At 62.2% G+C, this 16,226-nt stretch carries 20 protein-coding genes; 6 read left to right on the forward strand and 14 right to left on the reverse strand.

What is annotated here, in order from left to right:
• Positions 1 to 9: 9 nt before the first annotated feature.
• The 8 genes from paaI to paaA all read right to left on the reverse strand — a co-directional run bounded on the left by paaI (position 10) and on the right by paaA (position 6,655).
• A complete protein-coding gene (paaI, locus tag ACWBU6_RS26845) occupies positions 10 to 456 on the reverse strand; it encodes a hydroxyphenylacetyl-CoA thioesterase PaaI (protein ID WP_452646379.1) in 447 nt (148 codons plus the stop codon).
• Entirely contained in the window at positions 449 to 2,002 is a 1,554-nt protein-coding gene (gene paaH / locus ACWBU6_RS26850) for a 3-hydroxyacyl-CoA dehydrogenase PaaH (protein WP_452646380.1), read from the reverse strand. Before paaH ends, paaI begins: the two co-directional genes overlap by 8 nt.
• A 2-nt stretch (positions 2,003 to 2,004) precedes the next feature.
• The gene (gene paaG / locus ACWBU6_RS26855; protein WP_452646381.1) at positions 2,005 to 2,796 is read right to left on the reverse strand and encodes a 2-(1,2-epoxy-1,2-dihydrophenyl)acetyl-CoA isomerase PaaG; all 792 of its coding nucleotides are present in this window, start codon (positions 2,794 to 2,796) and stop codon (positions 2,005 to 2,007) included.
• A 91-nt stretch (positions 2,797 to 2,887) separates the two neighbouring features.
• A complete protein-coding gene (paaE, locus tag ACWBU6_RS26860; protein ID WP_452646382.1) occupies positions 2,888 to 3,964 on the reverse strand; it encodes a 1,2-phenylacetyl-CoA epoxidase subunit PaaE in 1,077 nt (358 codons plus the stop codon).
• Positions 3,965 to 3,968: 4 nt separating this feature from the next.
• Positions 3,969 to 4,607, reverse strand: a complete 639-nt coding sequence (gene paaD, locus ACWBU6_RS26865) for a 1,2-phenylacetyl-CoA epoxidase subunit PaaD (RefSeq protein WP_452646383.1) — start codon at positions 4,605 to 4,607, stop codon at positions 3,969 to 3,971.
• Complete coding sequence (gene paaC / locus ACWBU6_RS26870; RefSeq protein ID WP_452646384.1) at positions 4,607 to 5,359, reverse strand: 1,2-phenylacetyl-CoA epoxidase subunit PaaC; 753 nt, start codon at positions 5,357 to 5,359, stop codon at positions 4,607 to 4,609. Before paaC ends, paaD begins: the two co-directional genes overlap by 1 nt.
• A 10-nt stretch (positions 5,360 to 5,369) precedes the next feature.
• A complete protein-coding gene (gene paaB, locus ACWBU6_RS26875) occupies positions 5,370 to 5,654 on the reverse strand; it encodes a 1,2-phenylacetyl-CoA epoxidase subunit PaaB (protein WP_055929062.1) in 285 nt (94 codons plus the stop codon).
• Between the two features lie 11 nt (positions 5,655 to 5,665).
• Positions 5,666 to 6,655, reverse strand: coding sequence for a 1,2-phenylacetyl-CoA epoxidase subunit PaaA (paaA, locus tag ACWBU6_RS26880; protein ID WP_452646385.1), 990 nt, complete (start codon positions 6,653 to 6,655; stop codon positions 5,666 to 5,668).
• Between the two features lie 123 nt (positions 6,656 to 6,778).
• Between paaA and paaX the strand changes: the two genes are divergently transcribed.
• Together paaX and ACWBU6_RS26890 are read left to right on the forward strand one after the other, a co-directional pair.
• Complete coding sequence (paaX, locus tag ACWBU6_RS26885; RefSeq protein WP_452646386.1) at positions 6,779 to 7,705, forward strand: phenylacetic acid degradation operon negative regulatory protein PaaX; 927 nt, start codon at positions 6,779 to 6,781, stop codon at positions 7,703 to 7,705.
• A gap of 151 nt (positions 7,706 to 7,856) precedes the next feature.
• Positions 7,857 to 8,984: a M14 family metallopeptidase gene (locus ACWBU6_RS26890; RefSeq protein WP_452646387.1), complete on the forward strand. Its 1,128-nt coding sequence runs from the start codon at positions 7,857 to 7,859 to the stop codon at positions 8,982 to 8,984.
• A gap of 3 nt (positions 8,985 to 8,987) precedes the next feature.
• Here the strand turns inward: ACWBU6_RS26890 and ACWBU6_RS26895 are convergent, their stop codons facing one another.
• The gene (locus ACWBU6_RS26895; protein WP_452646388.1) at positions 8,988 to 9,719 is read right to left on the reverse strand and encodes a helix-turn-helix domain-containing protein; all 732 of its coding nucleotides are present in this window, start codon (positions 9,717 to 9,719) and stop codon (positions 8,988 to 8,990) included.
• A gap of 131 nt (positions 9,720 to 9,850) precedes the next feature.
• Between ACWBU6_RS26895 and ACWBU6_RS26900 the strand changes: the two genes are divergently transcribed.
• Entirely contained in the window at positions 9,851 to 10,249 is a 399-nt protein-coding gene (locus ACWBU6_RS26900) for a hypothetical protein (RefSeq protein ID WP_452646389.1), read from the forward strand.
• 3 nt (positions 10,250 to 10,252) lie between these two features.
• Positions 10,253 to 11,032 (forward strand): DUF2145 domain-containing protein, encoded by a 780-nt coding sequence (locus tag ACWBU6_RS26905; protein WP_452646390.1) that lies wholly within the window; start codon positions 10,253 to 10,255, stop codon positions 11,030 to 11,032.
• Here ACWBU6_RS26905 and ACWBU6_RS26910 read toward each other — a convergent pair whose 3' ends face one another.
• The 4 genes from ACWBU6_RS26910 to ACWBU6_RS26925 all read right to left on the reverse strand — a co-directional run bounded on the left by ACWBU6_RS26910 (position 11,033) and on the right by ACWBU6_RS26925 (position 13,376).
• Positions 11,033 to 11,209, reverse strand: coding sequence for a hypothetical protein (locus ACWBU6_RS26910; RefSeq protein ID WP_452646391.1), 177 nt, complete (start codon positions 11,207 to 11,209; stop codon positions 11,033 to 11,035). It lies immediately after the preceding gene.
• A gap of 139 nt (positions 11,210 to 11,348) precedes the next feature.
• Positions 11,349 to 11,906 (reverse strand): hypothetical protein, encoded by a 558-nt coding sequence (locus ACWBU6_RS26915; protein ID WP_452646392.1) that lies wholly within the window; start codon positions 11,904 to 11,906, stop codon positions 11,349 to 11,351.
• A 45-nt stretch (positions 11,907 to 11,951) separates the two neighbouring features.
• The gene (locus ACWBU6_RS26920) at positions 11,952 to 12,533 is read right to left on the reverse strand and encodes a DUF4241 domain-containing protein (RefSeq protein ID WP_452646393.1); all 582 of its coding nucleotides are present in this window, start codon (positions 12,531 to 12,533) and stop codon (positions 11,952 to 11,954) included.
• Positions 12,534 to 12,545: 12 nt separating this feature from the next.
• Positions 12,546 to 13,376, reverse strand: coding sequence for a type 1 glutamine amidotransferase domain-containing protein (locus ACWBU6_RS26925; RefSeq protein WP_452646394.1), 831 nt, complete (start codon positions 13,374 to 13,376; stop codon positions 12,546 to 12,548).
• A gap of 102 nt (positions 13,377 to 13,478) precedes the next feature.
• Here ACWBU6_RS26925 and ACWBU6_RS26930 point away from each other — a divergent pair, with 102 nt between their 5' ends.
• Complete coding sequence (locus ACWBU6_RS26930) at positions 13,479 to 14,378, forward strand: LysR family transcriptional regulator (RefSeq protein ID WP_452646395.1); 900 nt, start codon at positions 13,479 to 13,481, stop codon at positions 14,376 to 14,378.
• Between the two features lie 82 nt (positions 14,379 to 14,460).
• On the opposite strand, the gene ACWBU6_RS26935 is transcribed toward ACWBU6_RS26930, so the two are convergent.
• Complete coding sequence (locus tag ACWBU6_RS26935; RefSeq protein ID WP_452649623.1) at positions 14,461 to 14,700, reverse strand: hypothetical protein; 240 nt, start codon at positions 14,698 to 14,700, stop codon at positions 14,461 to 14,463.
• An 82-nt stretch (positions 14,701 to 14,782) separates the two neighbouring features.
• On the opposite strand from ACWBU6_RS26935, the gene ACWBU6_RS26940 reads away from it, so the two are divergent.
• Positions 14,783 to 16,183 (forward strand): aminotransferase-like domain-containing protein, encoded by a 1,401-nt coding sequence (locus ACWBU6_RS26940; protein ID WP_452646396.1) that lies wholly within the window; start codon positions 14,783 to 14,785, stop codon positions 16,181 to 16,183.
• Positions 16,184 to 16,226: the final 43 nt, after the last annotated feature.

Here is a 16,226-nt window from a genome sequence, read left to right on the forward strand (position 1 = left end):
CTCCATCAACTAGCTGTGGGTTGGAACCACCTCTCCGGCTACGCGGTGCGATTTGCCGCGGAAAGTGGCGATCATCTTGCCCTCCTGGTTGCTGACGGTGACATCGTAGATGCCGGTTTTACCGACCAGCGTGCGTTCAACCGCCTCCGCCGTCAACATGTCATCCATCCGCCCGGGAGCGAGGTAGTCGATCGAGCATCCCGCGCCAACCGTCGTGTGGTTATGGCTGTTGCACGCAAATGCGAAAGCACTATCGGCCAACGCAAAGATAAAGCCGCCGTGGCAACTCTGGTGCCCGTTCAGCATATCGCTGCGCACCGGCATGGTCATGCGCGCATAGCCGGGGCGGATTTCCACCAGTTTCATACCGAGAGCCTGGCTGGCGGCGTCGCGCGCGAACATGGCCGCGCCGGCCGCTTCGGCCAGGGCCTGCGGGTGCATCTTCGGGTTATGCATGGATCCGGGCTCCGCTCTGCTCGCGGCGGCGCAGCAGCGGCGACACGCGGTAGCGGTCCTCGCCATAGCTGTGTGCCAGGTTCTCCAGCACCTTCACGATGTGCCTGACGCCAACCATGTCCGCCCAGGCCAGCGGGCCGCGCGGATAGTTGACGCCCTTTTGCATCGCCACATCGGCCGCCTGCGCGCTGCAGACGCCCTGGTTGACGGCATCGGCGGCTTCGTTGGCCAACATGGCAACAGTGCGCATCACGGCCAGGCCTGGCACGTCGTCCAGGCGGGTGACGGTGAAGCCGGCCGCCTGGAACATGCCGATGGCGGATGCCATGGCGCGCGGATTGCATTGGTCGCTGCAAGCGATGGCGATGCGCGGCGATGCGTTGAAGTCGAACACCAGGTCGTACACCACCATGTCGTCATGTTTGTCGTCGCGCGCGCGCTGGGTTGCGCTGCGGCCGTCGGTCAGGTAGATGGCGGCGCCGTTGCAGTGAAAGGCCGGTGCTTCCGACGAGCGGTGGCCTTCGGCGGAATTGCGCCTGGTAACCGCGATGCCGCGCGCCTTCAGGCGTTCGATGATCATCGTCGCAATGGCAGTATGGTCGCCCGGCTCGAAGCTGTAGCCGATGTACTCGGGCAGCGGCTGCGGCGCTTCGGATCGCGGCAGCGGCGCCGCGGCGCCTACGCTGTAATCGTAGAACCCGCGGCCCGACTTGCGGCCCAGGAAGCCGGCATTCACCATCTCCTGCTGCAACACGCACGGCGTGAAGCGCGGATCGTTATAGTAGGCGCGAAATACGGACTCGGTGACGGAGTAATTCACGTCGTGGCCGATCAGGTCCATCAGCTCGAATGGGCCCATGCGGAATCCGCCGCCTTCGCGCATCACGGCGTCGATGGTGGCCGCATCGGAGGCCTGCTCGTTCAGCAGGCGCCATCCTTCCGCGTAGTAGGGGCGCGCTACGCGGTTGACGATGAAGCCCGGAGTGGACTTGGCGTACACCGGGTTCTTGCCCCAGGCGATGGACGTGTCGTACACGGTCTCGGCAACGGCAGCATCGGTCGCCAGGCCGCTGACCACCTCCACCAGCGCCATCAGCGGCACAGGGTTGAAGAAGTGCATGCCGGCCACGCGTTGCGGCTTGCGCAGCTTGGCGGCAATGGCGGTCACCGAAATCGAGGAGGTGTTGGTGGCGAGAATGGCGTCGTCGGCGACAATACCTTCCAGGTCGGCGAACAGGCTGCGCTTGACGTCCAGGTTTTCGACGATGGCTTCCACTACCAGCCTGGCATCGGCAACGTCGGCCAGGCCGGCTACGCCATGCAGGCGGCTGCGCGCTGCATCCGCATCGGCGCCGGACATCTTGCCCTTTTCAACCAGCTTGCCATACACCTTGCCGATGTCGGCAATCGCCCTCTCAACCGCTTCGGCACGGGTGTCGAACAGTTTGACCGTATAGCCGGAGGCCGCTGCGACCTGCGCTATGCCGGAACCCATTGCCCCGCTGCCGATCACGGCAACGACGCTGTCTTTCGCCAGAGCCGCCATGCTTATTCCCCCTTGAAGTTTGGAGCGCGCTTGTTGATGAAGGCATCCACGCCTTCGCGGTAGTCATGGCTGTAGCCAAGCTCGCGCATCATTTCGCCTTCCAGTTTCAATTGATCGGCCAGGGTGTTGCCATAGCTCGCTTGCAGTGCGTGCTTGGTAAAGGCCAGCCCCTTGGTCGGGGCGGCGGCGAAGTGCCGGGCCATGGCCATGGTTTCGTTCATCAGTTCTTCGTCCGGAACCGCCTTCCAGATCAGGCCCCATTGCTCGGCGCGTTCGGCGGACAGCTTTTCACCCAGCATGGTGAGACCGGTTGCGCGGGCATGGCCGATCAGGCGTGGCAGGTGCCAGGTGCCGCCGGTGTCCGGGATCAGGCCAAGCTTGCAGAAGGCTTCGATAAAGCTGGCGGATTTCGCCGCCAGCACGATGTCGCAGGCCAAGGCCAGATTGGCGCCGGCGCCGGCTGCGACGCCATTTACGGCGCAGATGACGGGCATGGGCAGTTCGCGCAGCGCCAGCACCAACGGGGCGTAGAATTTCTCGACGGATTCGCCGAGGTCGACGGCGGCGCCGCCTGGGGCGACAGCGCGGTCGCCCAGGTCCTGGCCGGCGCAGAAGCCGCGGCCGGCGCCGGTCAGCACCAGTACGCGCACGGATTTGTCGGCGCGCAGCTGGGACAGGGCTTCGCGCACTTCCAGGTGCATGGCCTGGGTGAAGCTGTTCAGCTTGTCGGGACGGTTCAGGGTCAGTGTGGCGACGCCCGCTTCGATTTCAAATTTGATGTTCTCGTAGCTCAATTCTTGTCTCCTCTCTTTAAAACCGGTAAATCAGTGTCTGACCCGCAGGGTCGGACACTGCTACGCGGCGGTCGCAGGCCAAGTGCCGGTTTTATTCCGCCTGGTCGAAATCGATAACCACTTTATCAGTGACCGGAAATGCCTGGCAGCTCAATACGAAGCCGCGCGCAATCTCGTAGTCTTCCAGCGCGTAGTTGACGTCCATGTCCACCTTGCCGTCCACCATCTTGCAGCGGCAGGTAGAGCATACGCCCCCTTTGCAGGAATAGCGCATGTCCAGCCCCGCGCGCAGGCCGGCATCCAGGATCGACTCCTTGTCCTTTTCCATGGTAAAGCTGGCGGCGCTGCCGTCCATGATCACGGTGACTTCGGTGAGGTGCGGCGTCGCGTCAGCCTGCACGCGGGGCTTATGCTGGTGCTTTGGAATGCTGGCGGCAAACAGTTCGATCTTGATGTCCGACTTCGGCATGCCAGCCTCCTGCAAGGCGGCGGAAACGCCAAGCATCATGTCTTCCGGACCGCAGATGAAGGCAGTGTCGTAGTCCTTGATATCGATCCAGTGCTGCAGGAATTGCTCGGTCTTTTCCTTCGTGATACGGCCATTGAACAGCTCAATGTCCTGCTGTTCGCGCGACATCACGTAGACGATGTTCAGGCGCTCGAGGTAAGCATCCTTCAGCTCCATCAGCTCCGTCTTGAAGATCACCGACGAGGAAGCGCGGTTCCCGTAGAACAGGGTGAAACGGCTGGTCGGCTCCGTCAACAGCGTAGTCTTGATGATCGACAGGATAGGCGTAATGCCGCTGCCGGCGGCGAAAGCCAGGTAGTTCCTGCATTGCGCGGCGTCGAGCGGCACGTTGAAGTGGCCCATTGGCGGCATCACCTCGATGGTGGCGCCGGCCTTCAGCGACTCATTGGCCCAGGTGGAGAACGTCCCGCCCGGCGTGCGCTTGATCGCCACGCGCAAGGCGCCGTCCTGCACGGCGGAGCAGATCGAGTACGAGCGGCGCACGTCTTCGTTATTGATGCTCGTGCGCAGGGTCAGGTGCTGGCCTTGCTGGTACTTGAAGCTGTCCTGCAGTTCGGTAGGCACGGCGAAAGTGACGGCGATGCAGTCGCGGGTTTCCTGCTGCACCTTGGCGACGGACAGTGGATAGAATTTGCTCATGGTGTCAGTGGCACTTGAAGTAGTCGAACGGCTCGCGGCAATCGAGGCACTTGTACAGGGCTTTGCAGGGCGTCGAGCCGAACTGGCTGGTGATTTCGGTGTGGTTGGAGCCGCAGTGCGGGCAGATCACTTTCGGCGCAGGCACGGCACCGCGCGCGACGCCGGCGCGCAGGGCCTCGGGCGAACCCGTTGCCGGCTGCACCGCATCGATGCGGCGCGGCGCATTTGCGCGAAGGCCGCTGATGTCGACCACCTTCTGCGCCGGCGGCGCGATGCCGTAGCCTTTCAGCTTGGCTTTGCCGGAATCGCTCATCCAGTCGGTCGTCCAGGCCGGTGAAAGGCGGGTGATGATGTCGACCTGCCCGATGCCGGCGTCTTTCAGCGCACCTTGCACCGCTTCGGCGATCACCTGCATGGCCGGGCAGCCGGAGTATGTCGGCGTGATCGTGACAGCGCACGACGAAGAGCCGGTAACCTGCACATCGCGCACGATGCCCAGGTCCACCACGGAAATTACCGGGATCTCAGGGTCGGAAACCTGTTCCAGCAGCGCCCAAACCCGCGCGGCATCGAGCGGCGTTGCGGCGGCGCCCTGGCCTGCCGGGGCTACTCCCGGCTGAAGACTGCGCTGCGGCGCGTCCATCACCACTCCGAACCGGGGTAAGCCCGCTGCAGGAACTGCATCTCGGCCAGCAGGTAACCCAGGTGCTCGGTGTGGCGTCCCTGCTTGCCGCCCTTCTGCATCCAGGCATCGGCCGGCGGCATGGCCAGCGTCGCCTCGCCGAGGATGTCCGAGACATGCGACAGCCACTGTTCGCGCAGCATGGCGGCCGGCGGCGCAACACCTTCGGCCACCATGGCCTCATCGATGGCGTCGTAATTGAATACTTCGCCGGTGTACATCCAGAGTTCATCGACCGCAGTCTGCGTGAACTGGTGCGAAGCATCGGTGCCGTCGCCCAGGCGCACTACCAGGTCGCCGCTGCGGCGCAGGTGGTAAGTGACCTCCTTCAGCGACTTCTCGGCGATTTCCGCGATGCGCTGATCGGACGAGCGGGTCAGCGCGCCGATCAGGAAGTAGTGCCAGGTATCGAAGAAGAACTGCCGCACCAGGGTGTGCGCATAGTTCCCGTTCGGCTGCTCGACCAGCAGCACGTTCTTGTAGTCGTGCGCGTCGCGCAGGTAAGCCAGCTTGTCCTCGTCGCGGCCGGCGCCCTCCAGTTCGGCGGCATAGCTGTACCACAGGCGGGTCTGGCCCAGCAGGTCGAGCGACACGTTGGACAGTGCCATATCCTCTTCCAGCGCCGGCCCCTTGCCGCACAACTCGCACAGCCGCTGGCTCAGCACCATGGCATTATCGCCCAGGCGCAGCAGGTAATTGACCTTGTTATCCATGGAGTTCGCCTTACAGGTTCTTCACTTCTTCCGGCATCGGGAAGAAGGTCGGGTGGCGATACACCTTGCTGTTGGAAGGCTCGAACAACGGCCCCTTGTCGGCCGGCGCGCTGGCAACGATATCGGCGGCGCGCACCACCCATATGCTCACGCCTTCATTGCGGCGCGTATAGACGTCGCGCGCATTGTTGATTGCCATCTCCGCATCCGGAGCGTGCAGGCTCCCCACATGCTTGTGCGCCAGGCCGTGCTGGCTGCGAATGAAGACTTCCCACAGTGGCCATTCTTTGCTCATCTTGTCTCCTCTCAGGCCGCGGCCCGATCCTTATTGTGTTTGTCGGCGTAGGCAACCAGCGCGTCGCGGAACCAGGCGCCGTCTTCATAAGCTTTGACGCGGGTGCGCAGGCGCTCGCGGTTGCAAGGGCCATTGCCCTTCAAGACCTGGTGGAATTCCTCCCAATCGATTTCTCCGAAGTCGTAAGAGCCGCGCTCCTCGTTCCATTTCAGGTCCGGGTCGGGAATGGTCAGGCCCAGGAATTCGGCCTGGGGCACGGTCTGGTCGACCATGCGCTGGCGCAGTTCATCGTTGGAGAACAGCTTGATGCGCCACTGCGCCGATTGGGCGCTGTTGACGGAAGCGGCGTCGGAAGGACCAAACATCATCAGCGAAGGCCACCACCAGCGGTTCAACGCATCCTGCGCCATCGCCTTCTGCTCCGGCGTGCCCTTGGCCAGCGACATCATGATGTCGTAGCCCTGGCGCGCGTGGAAAGACTCCTCCTTGCAGACGCGGATCATGGCGCGCGAATACGGGCCGTAAGAGCAGCGGCACAGCGGGATCTGGTTAATGATGGCCGAGCCATCCACCAGCCAGCCGATGGCGCCCATGTCCGCCCAGCTCAGGGTCGGGTAGTTAAAGATGGAGGAATACTTGGCTTTGCCGCTGTGCAGGGCCGCTAGCAATTCGTCGCGCGAGACGCCCAGGGTTTCGGCGGCGCTGTACAAGTAGAGGCCATGGCCGGCCTCGTCCTGGATCTTGGCCAGCAGGATGGACTTGCGTTTCAGGGTCGGCGCACGGGTCACCCAGTTACCTTCGGGCAACTGACCAACGATTTCGGAGTGGGCGTGCTGGGAAATCTGGCGGATCAGGGTCTTGCGGTAAGCCTCCGGCATCCAATCCTTCGGCTCGATCTTGACGCCGGCGTCGATGCGCGCCTGGAATGCGCGCTCCTGCGCGTCCATATCTTCTGCGGCCTGGACCTTTTTCAGGCCGGTTTCCACCATTTGTGCGTACATAAGGAGGGCCTCCTTGTTCGGGATAGCTTCATAATACGATACAAAAACTGCTTTGCAAACGAATTTTGTGTGTCATTTAAAAATTCTGTATCCAGATCAATGACAGTGTATAAAATCGGTTCTATGCAAAAAAACCAGAAAATCAATGGCTGGATCGAAGCATTCCTGGCCAGCGACCCGCCACGCTCGAAATCGCTGGTGATGACCATCTTCGGCGACGCCATCGTCCCGCACGGCGGCATGGTCTGGACCGGCAGCCTGATCGAACTGCTGGCCCCCTTCGGCGTCAACGACCGCCTGCTGCGCACCGCCGTATTCCGCCTGGCGCAAGAAGGGTGGCTCGGCGCCCAGCGCGACGGCCGCCGCAGCAGCTACGCCATCACGCCCGATGCCATGCGCCGCTTCAGCCGCGCCTTCCGCCGCATTTACGCCCCGCTGAACGTGCACTGGAACGGCCGGTGGACCCTGGTCCTGGCCACCGACGGCCTCGACGCCCCCGCACGCGGCCAGTTGCGCAAGGAGCTGTTGTGGGAAGGTTACAGCGTGATCGCCCCCGGCATTGCCGGTCATCCCGCCGGCGATGCCGAGGCGCTGGAAGCGCTGCTGTCGCGCCTAGGCCTGCTGCAGAAGGTGTATGTAGTGCAGGCCAGCGAAGTGCCCGGCCTGCGCGCGCGGCCGCTGGGCGAGATGGTGGCGGAAGGGTGGGATCTCAGCGAAGTGGCGGCCGGCTACGAGAAGTTCGTTGCCACCTTCAGCGTATTGCCCGCCCTGCTGGCTGACGCAAACGGGATCGATCCCGAGCAAGCCTTCGTGCTGCGCACCCTGCTGATCCACGCCTACCGCCGCGTGCAGCTGCACGACCCGCAGTTGCCGATCGAACTGCTGCCCGAACCCTGGCCCGGCGCCCGCGCCTACGAACTGGCCAGCCAGCTCTACCGCCAGCTCAGCGCCCCCGCCGAGCATCACATCTTCACCGCCCTGCGCCGCGAAGACCCCAGCGCCCCGCAACCCGAAACCAGCTTCCACCACCGCTTCGGCAGCCTGCAGTAGAGCCCGTGTCAACCTTGGGGTCAGACCCTTTGCTTGCCATAAATGGCAAGCAAAGGGTCTGACCCCAAGGTTGACACGGGCGCGGCCGTAGGGGCTGGTGTATCATGTCGGGCTTCGCGCGCCGCGCTTTATTTTTCCGACAGGACACACAATGTCTATCAAGATCAGCAGCCAGTTCGATGCTGGCGCCATCGATGTGGTCAGCGTTACCTCCGCTGGCGATATCGACGTCAATATCCGCAAGGATTCCCACGCGGACATCATCCAGTGGTTCTATTTCCGTGTTCAGGGCGCGCAGGCCGTGCCGCTGTCCATCCGTTTCCTGAACGCTGGCAAAGCTGCCTATGCCGAGGGCTGGAAGGGCTATAACGCTGTCGCTTCCTACGACCGCGACAACTGGTTCCGCGTCCCGACTTCCTTCGATGGCGAAGTGATGACCATCGAGCACGCGCCGGAGCACGATTCCGTCTACTACGCTTACTTCGAGCCGTATTCGTGGGAACGCCACCTGTCCCTGCTCGATTCCGCGCAATTGCATCCGCTGGCCGAGCTGGTCGACCTGGGCAGCACCGTGGAAGGCCGCGACATGAACCTGCTGGTCATCGGCGACCAGCAGGCCGAGAAAAAGGTGTGGGTTATCGCGCGCCAGCACCCTGGCGAAACCATGGCTGAATGGTTCGTGGAAGGCATGGTCGAAGCCCTGCTCGATGCGTCCAACCCGTATGCCCGCCAGTGCCTGCAGGACGCCTGCTTCTACATCGTGCCGAACATGAACCCGGACGGCTCCGTACGCGGCAACCTGCGTACCAACGCCGCCGGCGCGAACCTGAACCGCGAGTGGAACGAGCCGACCATGGAGCGTTCGCCTGAAGTGTTCCTGGTCAAGGAAAAGATGAAGGAAATCGGCTGCGACCTGTTCCTGGACGTGCATGGCGACGAAGGCCTGCCTTACGTCTTTGTGGCCGGCAGCGACGCCCTGCCGAATTTCACCAGGGAGCAGAAGGCGGCGCAGGACAAGTTCATCGCCGACTTCAAGCTGGCATCGCCGGACTTCCAGTCCGAGTTTGGCTACCCCGATTCGCCTTACACGCCGGAAGTGCTGACCATGGGTTCCCCGCACATCACCCACCTGTTCGGCTGCCTGTCGCTGACCCTGGAACTGCCGTTCAAGGACAACGCCAACGATCCGGACGAACTGGTGGGCTGGAACGGCGCCCGTTCCGCCAAACTGGGTGCGGACGTGCTGCAGCCGGTGCTGCGCTCCCTGCGCCGTTTTTAAGCTTTAGCGCAGCAGCGCCCTGAATGCCTTCGGTATCCACGGGCGCGCTGCCAGCATGATGGTCACGGCGCGGCGCTGTTCCCACGGCAGCCGCGCATCATCCTGGTGCTGCAGCGAGAATTCGTCTGCCACCTGCTTCAAACGGTCCAGCAAGAGACGCGTCGATTGCTGCGACAGCATCACGCTCACCAGCCGCTGCACCTCATGATGGCCGTCGAACCGGCTGTCGAAATAATCGCTGTATGCTTCGTCGCGGAAGAAACCCTGGATCGGCCCATTCGGCAGCCAGCTGAAGGTGCGCGACACCAGCAGCTTGACCTTGTTGTTCGGCTTGAGCATCAGGAAGCCGATCTTGTCCAGTCTTAGCAGGCAGGCCGTCGCTTCGGCGGCGCTGATCTTGTAGTTGGCCACCACTTCTTCAATCGGCACCTGGTTCAGCGCCAGCACCGCCACCACCAGCAGCTTGGTGTCGCTGATGATTTCCTTTTCCTGCGCATAGGTGAGCTGCGAGATCAGTTGCGGCGTGTCGGCGCTGGCTTGCGCCAGTTCGGCGAAATCCATCTCCAGCACCGCCAGGACCTGCTCCAGCCGGTCGAGGGTGAAATTGCGGGCTGCGAACATGCGCTTGATGCTGGGCTCGGAGAGGCCGATCTTCTGTCCGAGGACTGCATAGGTGATGCCGCGTGCCTTGAGCTGGCGCTTGAGCGCGTCGACCAGGCGGATGACGTTGGACATGCTTGAAATTCCCACAATAAGTATCGGAATATGATACCACCAGCATGAGCCGACGCTACAGTGCGCACGACGATTGCCCGGCCGCCGCCGCGGCAGCAAGATGGCCGCTCCTTTAACCTGTGGAGCAAAAAATGAAACGCACCCTGATCGCCGCCCTGCTCGCTGTCGCTTGCGCCAGCAGCCAGGCGGCGGATGGTTCGCAAGCTTTGAGCAAGGGCGTTGGCGGCTTGTCCGCTGTCGTGGTGGCGGGTTCCGTGCTGACCGTGTTTGCCGGCGGTTCGCTGGTGGTCGAATCGGTCGAGGTGATCGGCGAAGGCGTGGTGGTCGTGCTGAAGGCCGTGGGCGACGGCAGCAAGGCCACCGTCGAATTCAGCGGCAAGGCGCTGGAAGGCGTCTCGGTGGCTACCGGCACCGCAGTCAGCGCCGTGGCCATGTCGGCCGGCCACGCGTTGGTAGTATCGGGCAAGGTGATTGCCTTCATCCCGAACGAGTTGGGCAAGGCCCTGCTGCACCATAGCCGCGTGAGCTAAGCCATGAAGCGCCTGCTCCTTTCAGTTTCGTTGGCCTGCGCGATGGCCGGTACGGCCCATGCTGGCCAGCACTGCGAACACAAGCCGCTGTCGGTGGACGAAGTGCAACGCTCGCTGGACCTGGCCCAGCGCAGCATGCGCAAACTCGATGACAGCGGTGCGCAGGTTGCGATCATCGCCCGCGCCGGACAGGACCTGTCGAAGTACGGCCTGCGCTATTCGCACGTCGGCCTGGCGTGGCGCGATCATCCGGCAGGCCGCTGGGTGGTGGTGCAGCTGCTGAACGATTGCGGCACTGCGAACTCCGCGTTGTACAACGACGGCCTGGGCAACTTCTTCCTTAGCGGCCTGTATCAGTACAAATCGCAACTGATCCTGCCTTCGCCGGAGGTGCAGGAACGACTGGAACAGGTGCTGGCATCGCGCACACCCATGCGCCTGCACGAACCGAAGTACAGCATGCTGTCTTATGCCTGGTCGACACGCTACCAGAACTCCAACCAGTGGGTGCTCGAGACGCTGGCCGCCGCCAGTGCCGCGCCGGGCAAGGTGGAAACCCGCGCCGAGGCACAGAAATGGCTGAATGATGCGGGCTTTCGTCCGTCGGGCATCGACATCGGCCTCGGTTCGCGCGTCGGCGCGCGCCTGTTCCGCGCCAACGTCGCCTTCGACGATCATCCGACCGGCCCGCGCATCCGCGGCCACTTCGACACCATTACTGTGGATGAGATCGAGCAATTCGTGCGCAGCTACGACCGCGGCGCACGCGTGATCGAACTGTGACTATTTACGGCTGAGCTTACGCACGCGCGTGACGTGCTGGCGGCGCAGCCGTTCCAGTTCGCGTGCCTGCGGGTACCCGGGCTGGCCGGGAGCGCGCATATGCGGCGGGACAATGGATGGCGCCTCGGGCTCGAAATGCAGCGCAGGCAGGCGCTCAATCTGGCGTTTGCTGGTCATGCTTCATGTTAGGCGCGGGTCCGGGAAGTTGCCAGTTTCGAGCCCGCGCAAAGCCTGTGCTGTGAACTGCGCCGAACATGGGCCTTTCTGGACGCGAACAGGAAGGTATTCGTTTCCCCGCTGGCTTGCGCTTTGCTCCTTAACCCAGGCGCTGCCCGAATGGCCGCGTGTGGTGAGCCACGGAATGCGCTTTGCAAATGATCTCGTAGACCTTGCGCGCTTCGGCGATGGTGTCGAAACGCGGAAGCTCTTCAACGCCTGGCCAAGAGGCGAGCCCGCTGAACATATTCCCCGCCGGAGAAACGCCGAACGCGATCGTGCCTTCGCCCTTGCTGTTTTCGGTCAGTGAGAATTCGCCCAAGGCGCGCAAGTCCAGGGTTTTCATGCGGCGCTTGAATATGCCCGAGCGGATGACGATGCGCTCATTGGTCACCGTATAGTCGATATAGGCACGTTGCCAGGCTTCGACCGCGAAGCGGCCGGCAATCATGTACAGGCCAACCAGCACAAAGGGAATGCCCCACAGGCGGAACAAGAGCGGCGCATTGGAGCTGAAGACGGAATACTCCCAGAACAGCGCAAAGCCGCCCCACAACAGGCTGAATGGAATCATCAGCAAATCGGAAGCGCGCAGCACCAGGCCCTGTCGCGGGGCGCCGCTCCATAAGACGCGTTCATTGGTTGACAGATTATCCATACCGCCATCTTACCCGGCAGGAGTGCCTTCAATTCTGGCAGATTGTCACTTCCAGAAGAACAGTAAGCGTTTCCACCAACTGCGGCCCGACGGCGGTGCGTCGTGTATGTTGGGAACCACAGCGAAGTCCGTTACCAGGCTGACGACGCGGCCATCGGCGCTGTAACCGAAGTAGGAAGCGTAAGGGCCGCTTTCGCCGCCGGCGGGAAAAGTGACGGCATTTTCCGGACCGTCCTGGGGGTCCATGAAGCAGGCTGTTCCCGACTCCAGGCTGTAGCCGAAGACGTCGCCCGGCTTGAGCGTGCGCGCGTCCTGCGCGGCGGTCAGCGCCGGGTACCAATGGGCGACCGGCACGCCGCCAAGCTGTACACGGGCATATGCAATACGTTCGTCGCCGTTTTCCAATCTGGCCATGGCCAGCGTGACGGGATATACCCCGTTCGGCACGCATTGCGTGAATGGCTGCGGCGCACTTTCGGCCTTGGCATCGCCGGCAGCGACCTTGCCGGAGCAGATGGCCAGTTGGCCGGCTTCGGCCAGCGAGAATTGAATGGTTGTCTCTTCAAACGTGAAGCGCTCCGCAGCAAACGCGGAGCGCAGTCCTTCGGGATTGGGCGCATAGCTCATGCGCCCATCATATTACTTTTGAAGACGTGCCAGCAATTCCTTGCCCACCAGCGGGGCCGAAGCGGGATTCTGTCCGGTGATGAGTTCACGGTCGGTCACCATATTGCCCTGCCAGTTGGCGGCCTTGGAGAATTGCAGGCCAGCCTTTTGCAGCGCAGTCTGCGGGTAGAACTTCATCTCTCCGCCGCCCAGCTGGCCCTTGGATGCTTCCTCTTCATCATTGGTGAAGACGGTGACCTTGTAGCCGGAGTAGATCCATTTCGGCTGGGTTGGCGTGGCGCCTTGCGCCAGCTTCATGGTGAAGCCTTTGGCATCCGGCATGGCAGACAGCAGTGCGATCGGGCCATGGCAGACCAGGGCAGTCGGCTTGCCATCCCGGTGGAAAGCTGCCAGCACTTTGCCCAGGGCGGGGCTGGTCAGCAAGTCCTGCATAGGCGCGTGGCCGCCCGGCACATAGACCGCATCGTACTTGCCATAGCCTTGCTGCTCAACGCGCGCCAGGCTGACCACCGGCGAATGGGCGCTGTCGGTCAGGCGCAGTTGCTCCAGCAGCTTGCGGTGCGCATCCAGTGCTGCCTGGTCGCCGCCGAAAAACATGGCGTTGACCGAACCTTTGTCCAGTGTCGGCGCTTTGCCGTTGGGGGTGGCGAAGGTCACCGTGTGGCCCGCATCCAGCAGCATTTTCACCGGCTGCATCAGCTCATTCAGGTAAAAGCCGGTCTGGAAGGTCTTGCCGGCTTTCAGGTCCAGCGTGGCTTCGTCGGACAGCACGACCAGCACATTGCCGGCGTGCGCGTTCAGTGCAGCGGCAGCAAGGGTGATGGCAGCGAGTTTCTTCATCATTGTTGACTCCTTCGTATTCAGGGTTGATGCCGCCACTTTATTCACTACACCGAAGGATATAAACTGTCCAAAACTCACATTATTTTTCCCTTAAAGGCAAAAATGAGTCGCAAATACGACCATCTGAGCGATGTCGAGGCCTTTATCACCGTCGTCGAGCGCGGTTCGATCAGCGCTGCTGCAGTTGCCATGTCTACCACGCCATCGGTTATCAGCCGTTCACTTGCCCGCCTGGAGAAACGTTTGGGCCTCCAACTGCTTCGCCGAACAACGCGCAGCATGGGCCTGACCGACGCCGGCGCGCTCTACCACGAACAAGCTCGCGCTGCCCTGACCATGATCGACGAGGTGGAGCGCGCCGTGCAAAGCCAAGGCGGTGAGGTAAGGGGGCGCATTCGCATTAGCGCCCCCACGACTTACGGTCATTTCCGCCTTCCAGATCAATTACAGCGTTTCAAGCTGCGCTATCCCTCTGTGCGGGTGGATCTCAATATCAGTAATCGCAATGTCGACCTGGCGGCCGAAAAATTCGACTTCGCCATCCGGCAGGGAGAACTGAAGGACAGCAGTATGATTGCGCGCAAACTGGAAGATGCCGAACTGGTCCTCGTATGTTCGCCCTCCTATGTTCAACGACGCGGTCTGCCGCGCGACCTGGAGACGCTGGCGCAGCACGATTGCCTGACCTTCCTGCTGCCACGCACGGGGCGCGCCGTACCCTGGCAGTTCATGCGCAATGGCGATCAACTGGATTGGCCGCCTGCTTCGGCGCTGGAGGTGACGGAAGATGCGCTGGGCGTGGTATCGCTGGCGGAGGCCGGCCTGGGCATATGCCAGACCTTCCGCTTCATCGCACAAGACCGCCTTGAACGCGGCGCGCTGGTGGAAGTATTGCCGGAATTGAAGGGCCGCAGCCGGCCCTTCTCGCTGATCTACACGCCGCAGCGCCGCATGACGGCGGCGGCCCGCGCCTTCATTACTTGCCTCACCGGCCAGCCTTAAGGCTATGAACCAGATTACAACTCATATTCCATCGACCGTATTTTTCACCGATATCGATCTACACTAAGCGGCATCCTCGCCGTCATGGGAACGACAAGCCCAAACCGAGCATCCTGCTAAGGCCGACGGTGGCGCCCCCAAGGCATAAAAGCGATAGCAAAAAAACGACGGCCACTTGGCCGCCGGCGCGTAGCACCGCGCGCTTTTCCTTCCCCTTCTTCTTCACCCCTTGATCGTAATGCCACTTGATGGCGAAGAACATGCCGGTGCCGAGCACGAGAAACTTGAACGTAACTAAGACTATCGGGATCCAATCCATCATTTCGAGTATTTCCAGGCGATTACTTGACAGTTGCTGCACGTTTTGAGCATACTTGAAAGCAAGATCCATACATTGAGACAAAATGCCCCAGCTAAAAGCCATACAAGATAAGCATTTGCCAATGTGGTTGCCGCGATTGGCAGCGCAGGGCGGGCCACGTTTCTTGCAGATTGCGGATGCGTTGCAGGCCGCGCTGGCAGACGGATCGCTGAAACCAGGCGACCGCCTGCCTCCGCAGCGCCAGTTGGCAGCACAGCTGGACGTCGACCTGACGACCATCACGCGGGCATACGACGAAGCCCGGCGCCGCAACTTGCTGGAGGGCCGCGGCGCGCGAGGCACTTATGTGGCAGTGCCGAAAGTTGAATTGACCTCGCTCCTAGACCTCAGCATGAATACCCCACCGCCGCCGGATGGCGTGGACTTCGACGATATGTTGAAACAAGGTTTGTCTCAAGTACTGATGCGGGCAGATAATGAATTGCTGATGACTTACCACTTGGCTGGGGGCAGCGGTGCCGATCGCCAGGCGGGAGCCAAATGGCTTCAACCGATGTTTGGACACCTGGATTCTGGACAGATTGTGGTCTGTCCGGGTGCGCAAGCGGCAATTGCCGCATTGATCTTGGCGCTGACGGAGCCTGGCGATACTATCCTGGCCGAGCCAATGAGTTATCCCGGCTTGCGTGCCGCTGCGGCCCAATTCAGCCGTCACATCATTGCGGTGGAAGCGGACAAGCATGGGATGGTGCCTGGAATGCTTGAGGAAGCTTGCCGCCGGCACAGGCCTCGGCTGGTCTACCTCAATCCGACATTACAGAACCCGACCGCCATCACCATGCCCGAACACCGGCGCAGGGAAATCGCCAGCATCGCGGGGCACTGCAATGTACGCATCATCGAGGACGATCCCTACTGGCGCCTTGCCGATACGCCGCCGCCACCGATCGCCACGTTTGCCCCGGCACAGGTGTACTACATCTCAACCCTGTCAAAATGCCTGACGCCCGGCTTGCGTGTCGCCTTCGTGCTGATACGCGACCCGAACGAACGTGAGCGTTTTCTGGCCGCCCTGAGATCATTTGCGCTGATGGTGGCGCCTCTGACGGCAGCTCTGGCCACCCAGTGGATCTTCGAAGGTTCGGCTGACGGCTTGATGGAAGGCGTACGCAACGAGGCGCGGCTGCGCCACCGGATGGCTCGGGATATCCTGGCGGGGCGGTACGGCGGCGCTGGCGACGGCCTTCATGTATGGCTCGAGTTGCCGGGGTACTGGAGCGCCTCGCAGCTCGCACGCGCAGCCGACAATGAAGGCATCGCCGTTTCGCCGGCGGAGGCATTCGCCACCGGCAGCGCATCCGTGAATGCCATTCGGATCTGTTTGGGCAACATCAAGGACCGTGGGCGCTTGCAGGCGGGGCTTCAACGGCTGTCCCACCTGCTTGCGCGGCGGCCCGAGTCTGTCAACGCTGCAGTGGTTTAGCTGCCACTGGTCGACACGCCGCAGCGCCGGATGACTGCTGCGG

It is taken from the genome of Pseudoduganella sp. HUAS MS19 (assembly GCF_053615455.1).

What these genes read in the sequence shown, in the direction of transcription:
- ACWBU6_RS26890 (WP_452646387.1), top strand. Translation starts at nt 7,857, where the DNA reads ATGTCTATCAAGATCAGCAGCCAGTTCGATGCTGGCGCCATCGATGTG.
- paaD (WP_452646383.1), bottom strand. Translation starts at nt 4,607, where the DNA reads ATGGACGCGCCGCAGCGCAGTCTTCAGCCGGGAGTAGCCCCGGCAGGC.
- ACWBU6_RS26900 (WP_452646389.1), top strand. Translation starts at nt 9,851, where the DNA reads ATGAAACGCACCCTGATCGCCGCCCTGCTCGCTGTCGCTTGCGCCAGC.
- ACWBU6_RS26910 (WP_452646391.1), bottom strand. Translation starts at nt 11,209, where the DNA reads ATGACCAGCAAACGCCAGATTGAGCGCCTGCCTGCGCTGCATTTCGAG.
- paaE (WP_452646382.1), bottom strand. Translation starts at nt 3,964, where the DNA reads ATGAGCAAATTCTATCCACTGTCCGTCGCCAAGGTGCAGCAGGAAACC.
- ACWBU6_RS26925 (WP_452646394.1), bottom strand. Translation starts at nt 13,376, where the DNA reads ATGATGAAGAAACTCGCTGCCATCACCCTTGCTGCCGCTGCACTGAAC.
- paaB (WP_055929062.1), bottom strand. Translation starts at nt 5,654, where the DNA reads ATGAGCAAAGAATGGCCACTGTGGGAAGTCTTCATTCGCAGCCAGCAC.
- paaH (WP_452646380.1), bottom strand. Translation starts at nt 2,002, where the DNA reads ATGGCGGCTCTGGCGAAAGACAGCGTCGTTGCCGTGATCGGCAGCGGG.
- ACWBU6_RS26935 (WP_452649623.1), bottom strand. Translation starts at nt 14,700, where the DNA reads ATGATGGATTGGATCCCGATAGTCTTAGTTACGTTCAAGTTTCTCGTG.
- paaA (WP_452646385.1), bottom strand. Translation starts at nt 6,655, where the DNA reads ATGTACGCACAAATGGTGGAAACCGGCCTGAAAAAGGTCCAGGCCGCA.
- paaI (WP_452646379.1), bottom strand. Translation starts at nt 456, where the DNA reads ATGCATAACCCGAAGATGCACCCGCAGGCCCTGGCCGAAGCGGCCGGC.
- paaC (WP_452646384.1), bottom strand. Translation starts at nt 5,359, where the DNA reads ATGGATAACAAGGTCAATTACCTGCTGCGCCTGGGCGATAATGCCATG.
- ACWBU6_RS26940 (WP_452646396.1), top strand. Translation starts at nt 14,783, where the DNA reads ATGCCCCAGCTAAAAGCCATACAAGATAAGCATTTGCCAATGTGGTTG.
- ACWBU6_RS26915 (WP_452646392.1), bottom strand. Translation starts at nt 11,906, where the DNA reads ATGGATAATCTGTCAACCAATGAACGCGTCTTATGGAGCGGCGCCCCG.
- ACWBU6_RS26920 (WP_452646393.1), bottom strand. Translation starts at nt 12,533, where the DNA reads ATGAGCTATGCGCCCAATCCCGAAGGACTGCGCTCCGCGTTTGCTGCG.
- paaX (WP_452646386.1), top strand. Translation starts at nt 6,779, where the DNA reads ATGCAAAAAAACCAGAAAATCAATGGCTGGATCGAAGCATTCCTGGCC.
- ACWBU6_RS26930 (WP_452646395.1), top strand. Translation starts at nt 13,479, where the DNA reads ATGAGTCGCAAATACGACCATCTGAGCGATGTCGAGGCCTTTATCACC.
- ACWBU6_RS26905 (WP_452646390.1), top strand. Translation starts at nt 10,253, where the DNA reads ATGAAGCGCCTGCTCCTTTCAGTTTCGTTGGCCTGCGCGATGGCCGGT.
- ACWBU6_RS26895 (WP_452646388.1), bottom strand. Translation starts at nt 9,719, where the DNA reads ATGTCCAACGTCATCCGCCTGGTCGACGCGCTCAAGCGCCAGCTCAAG.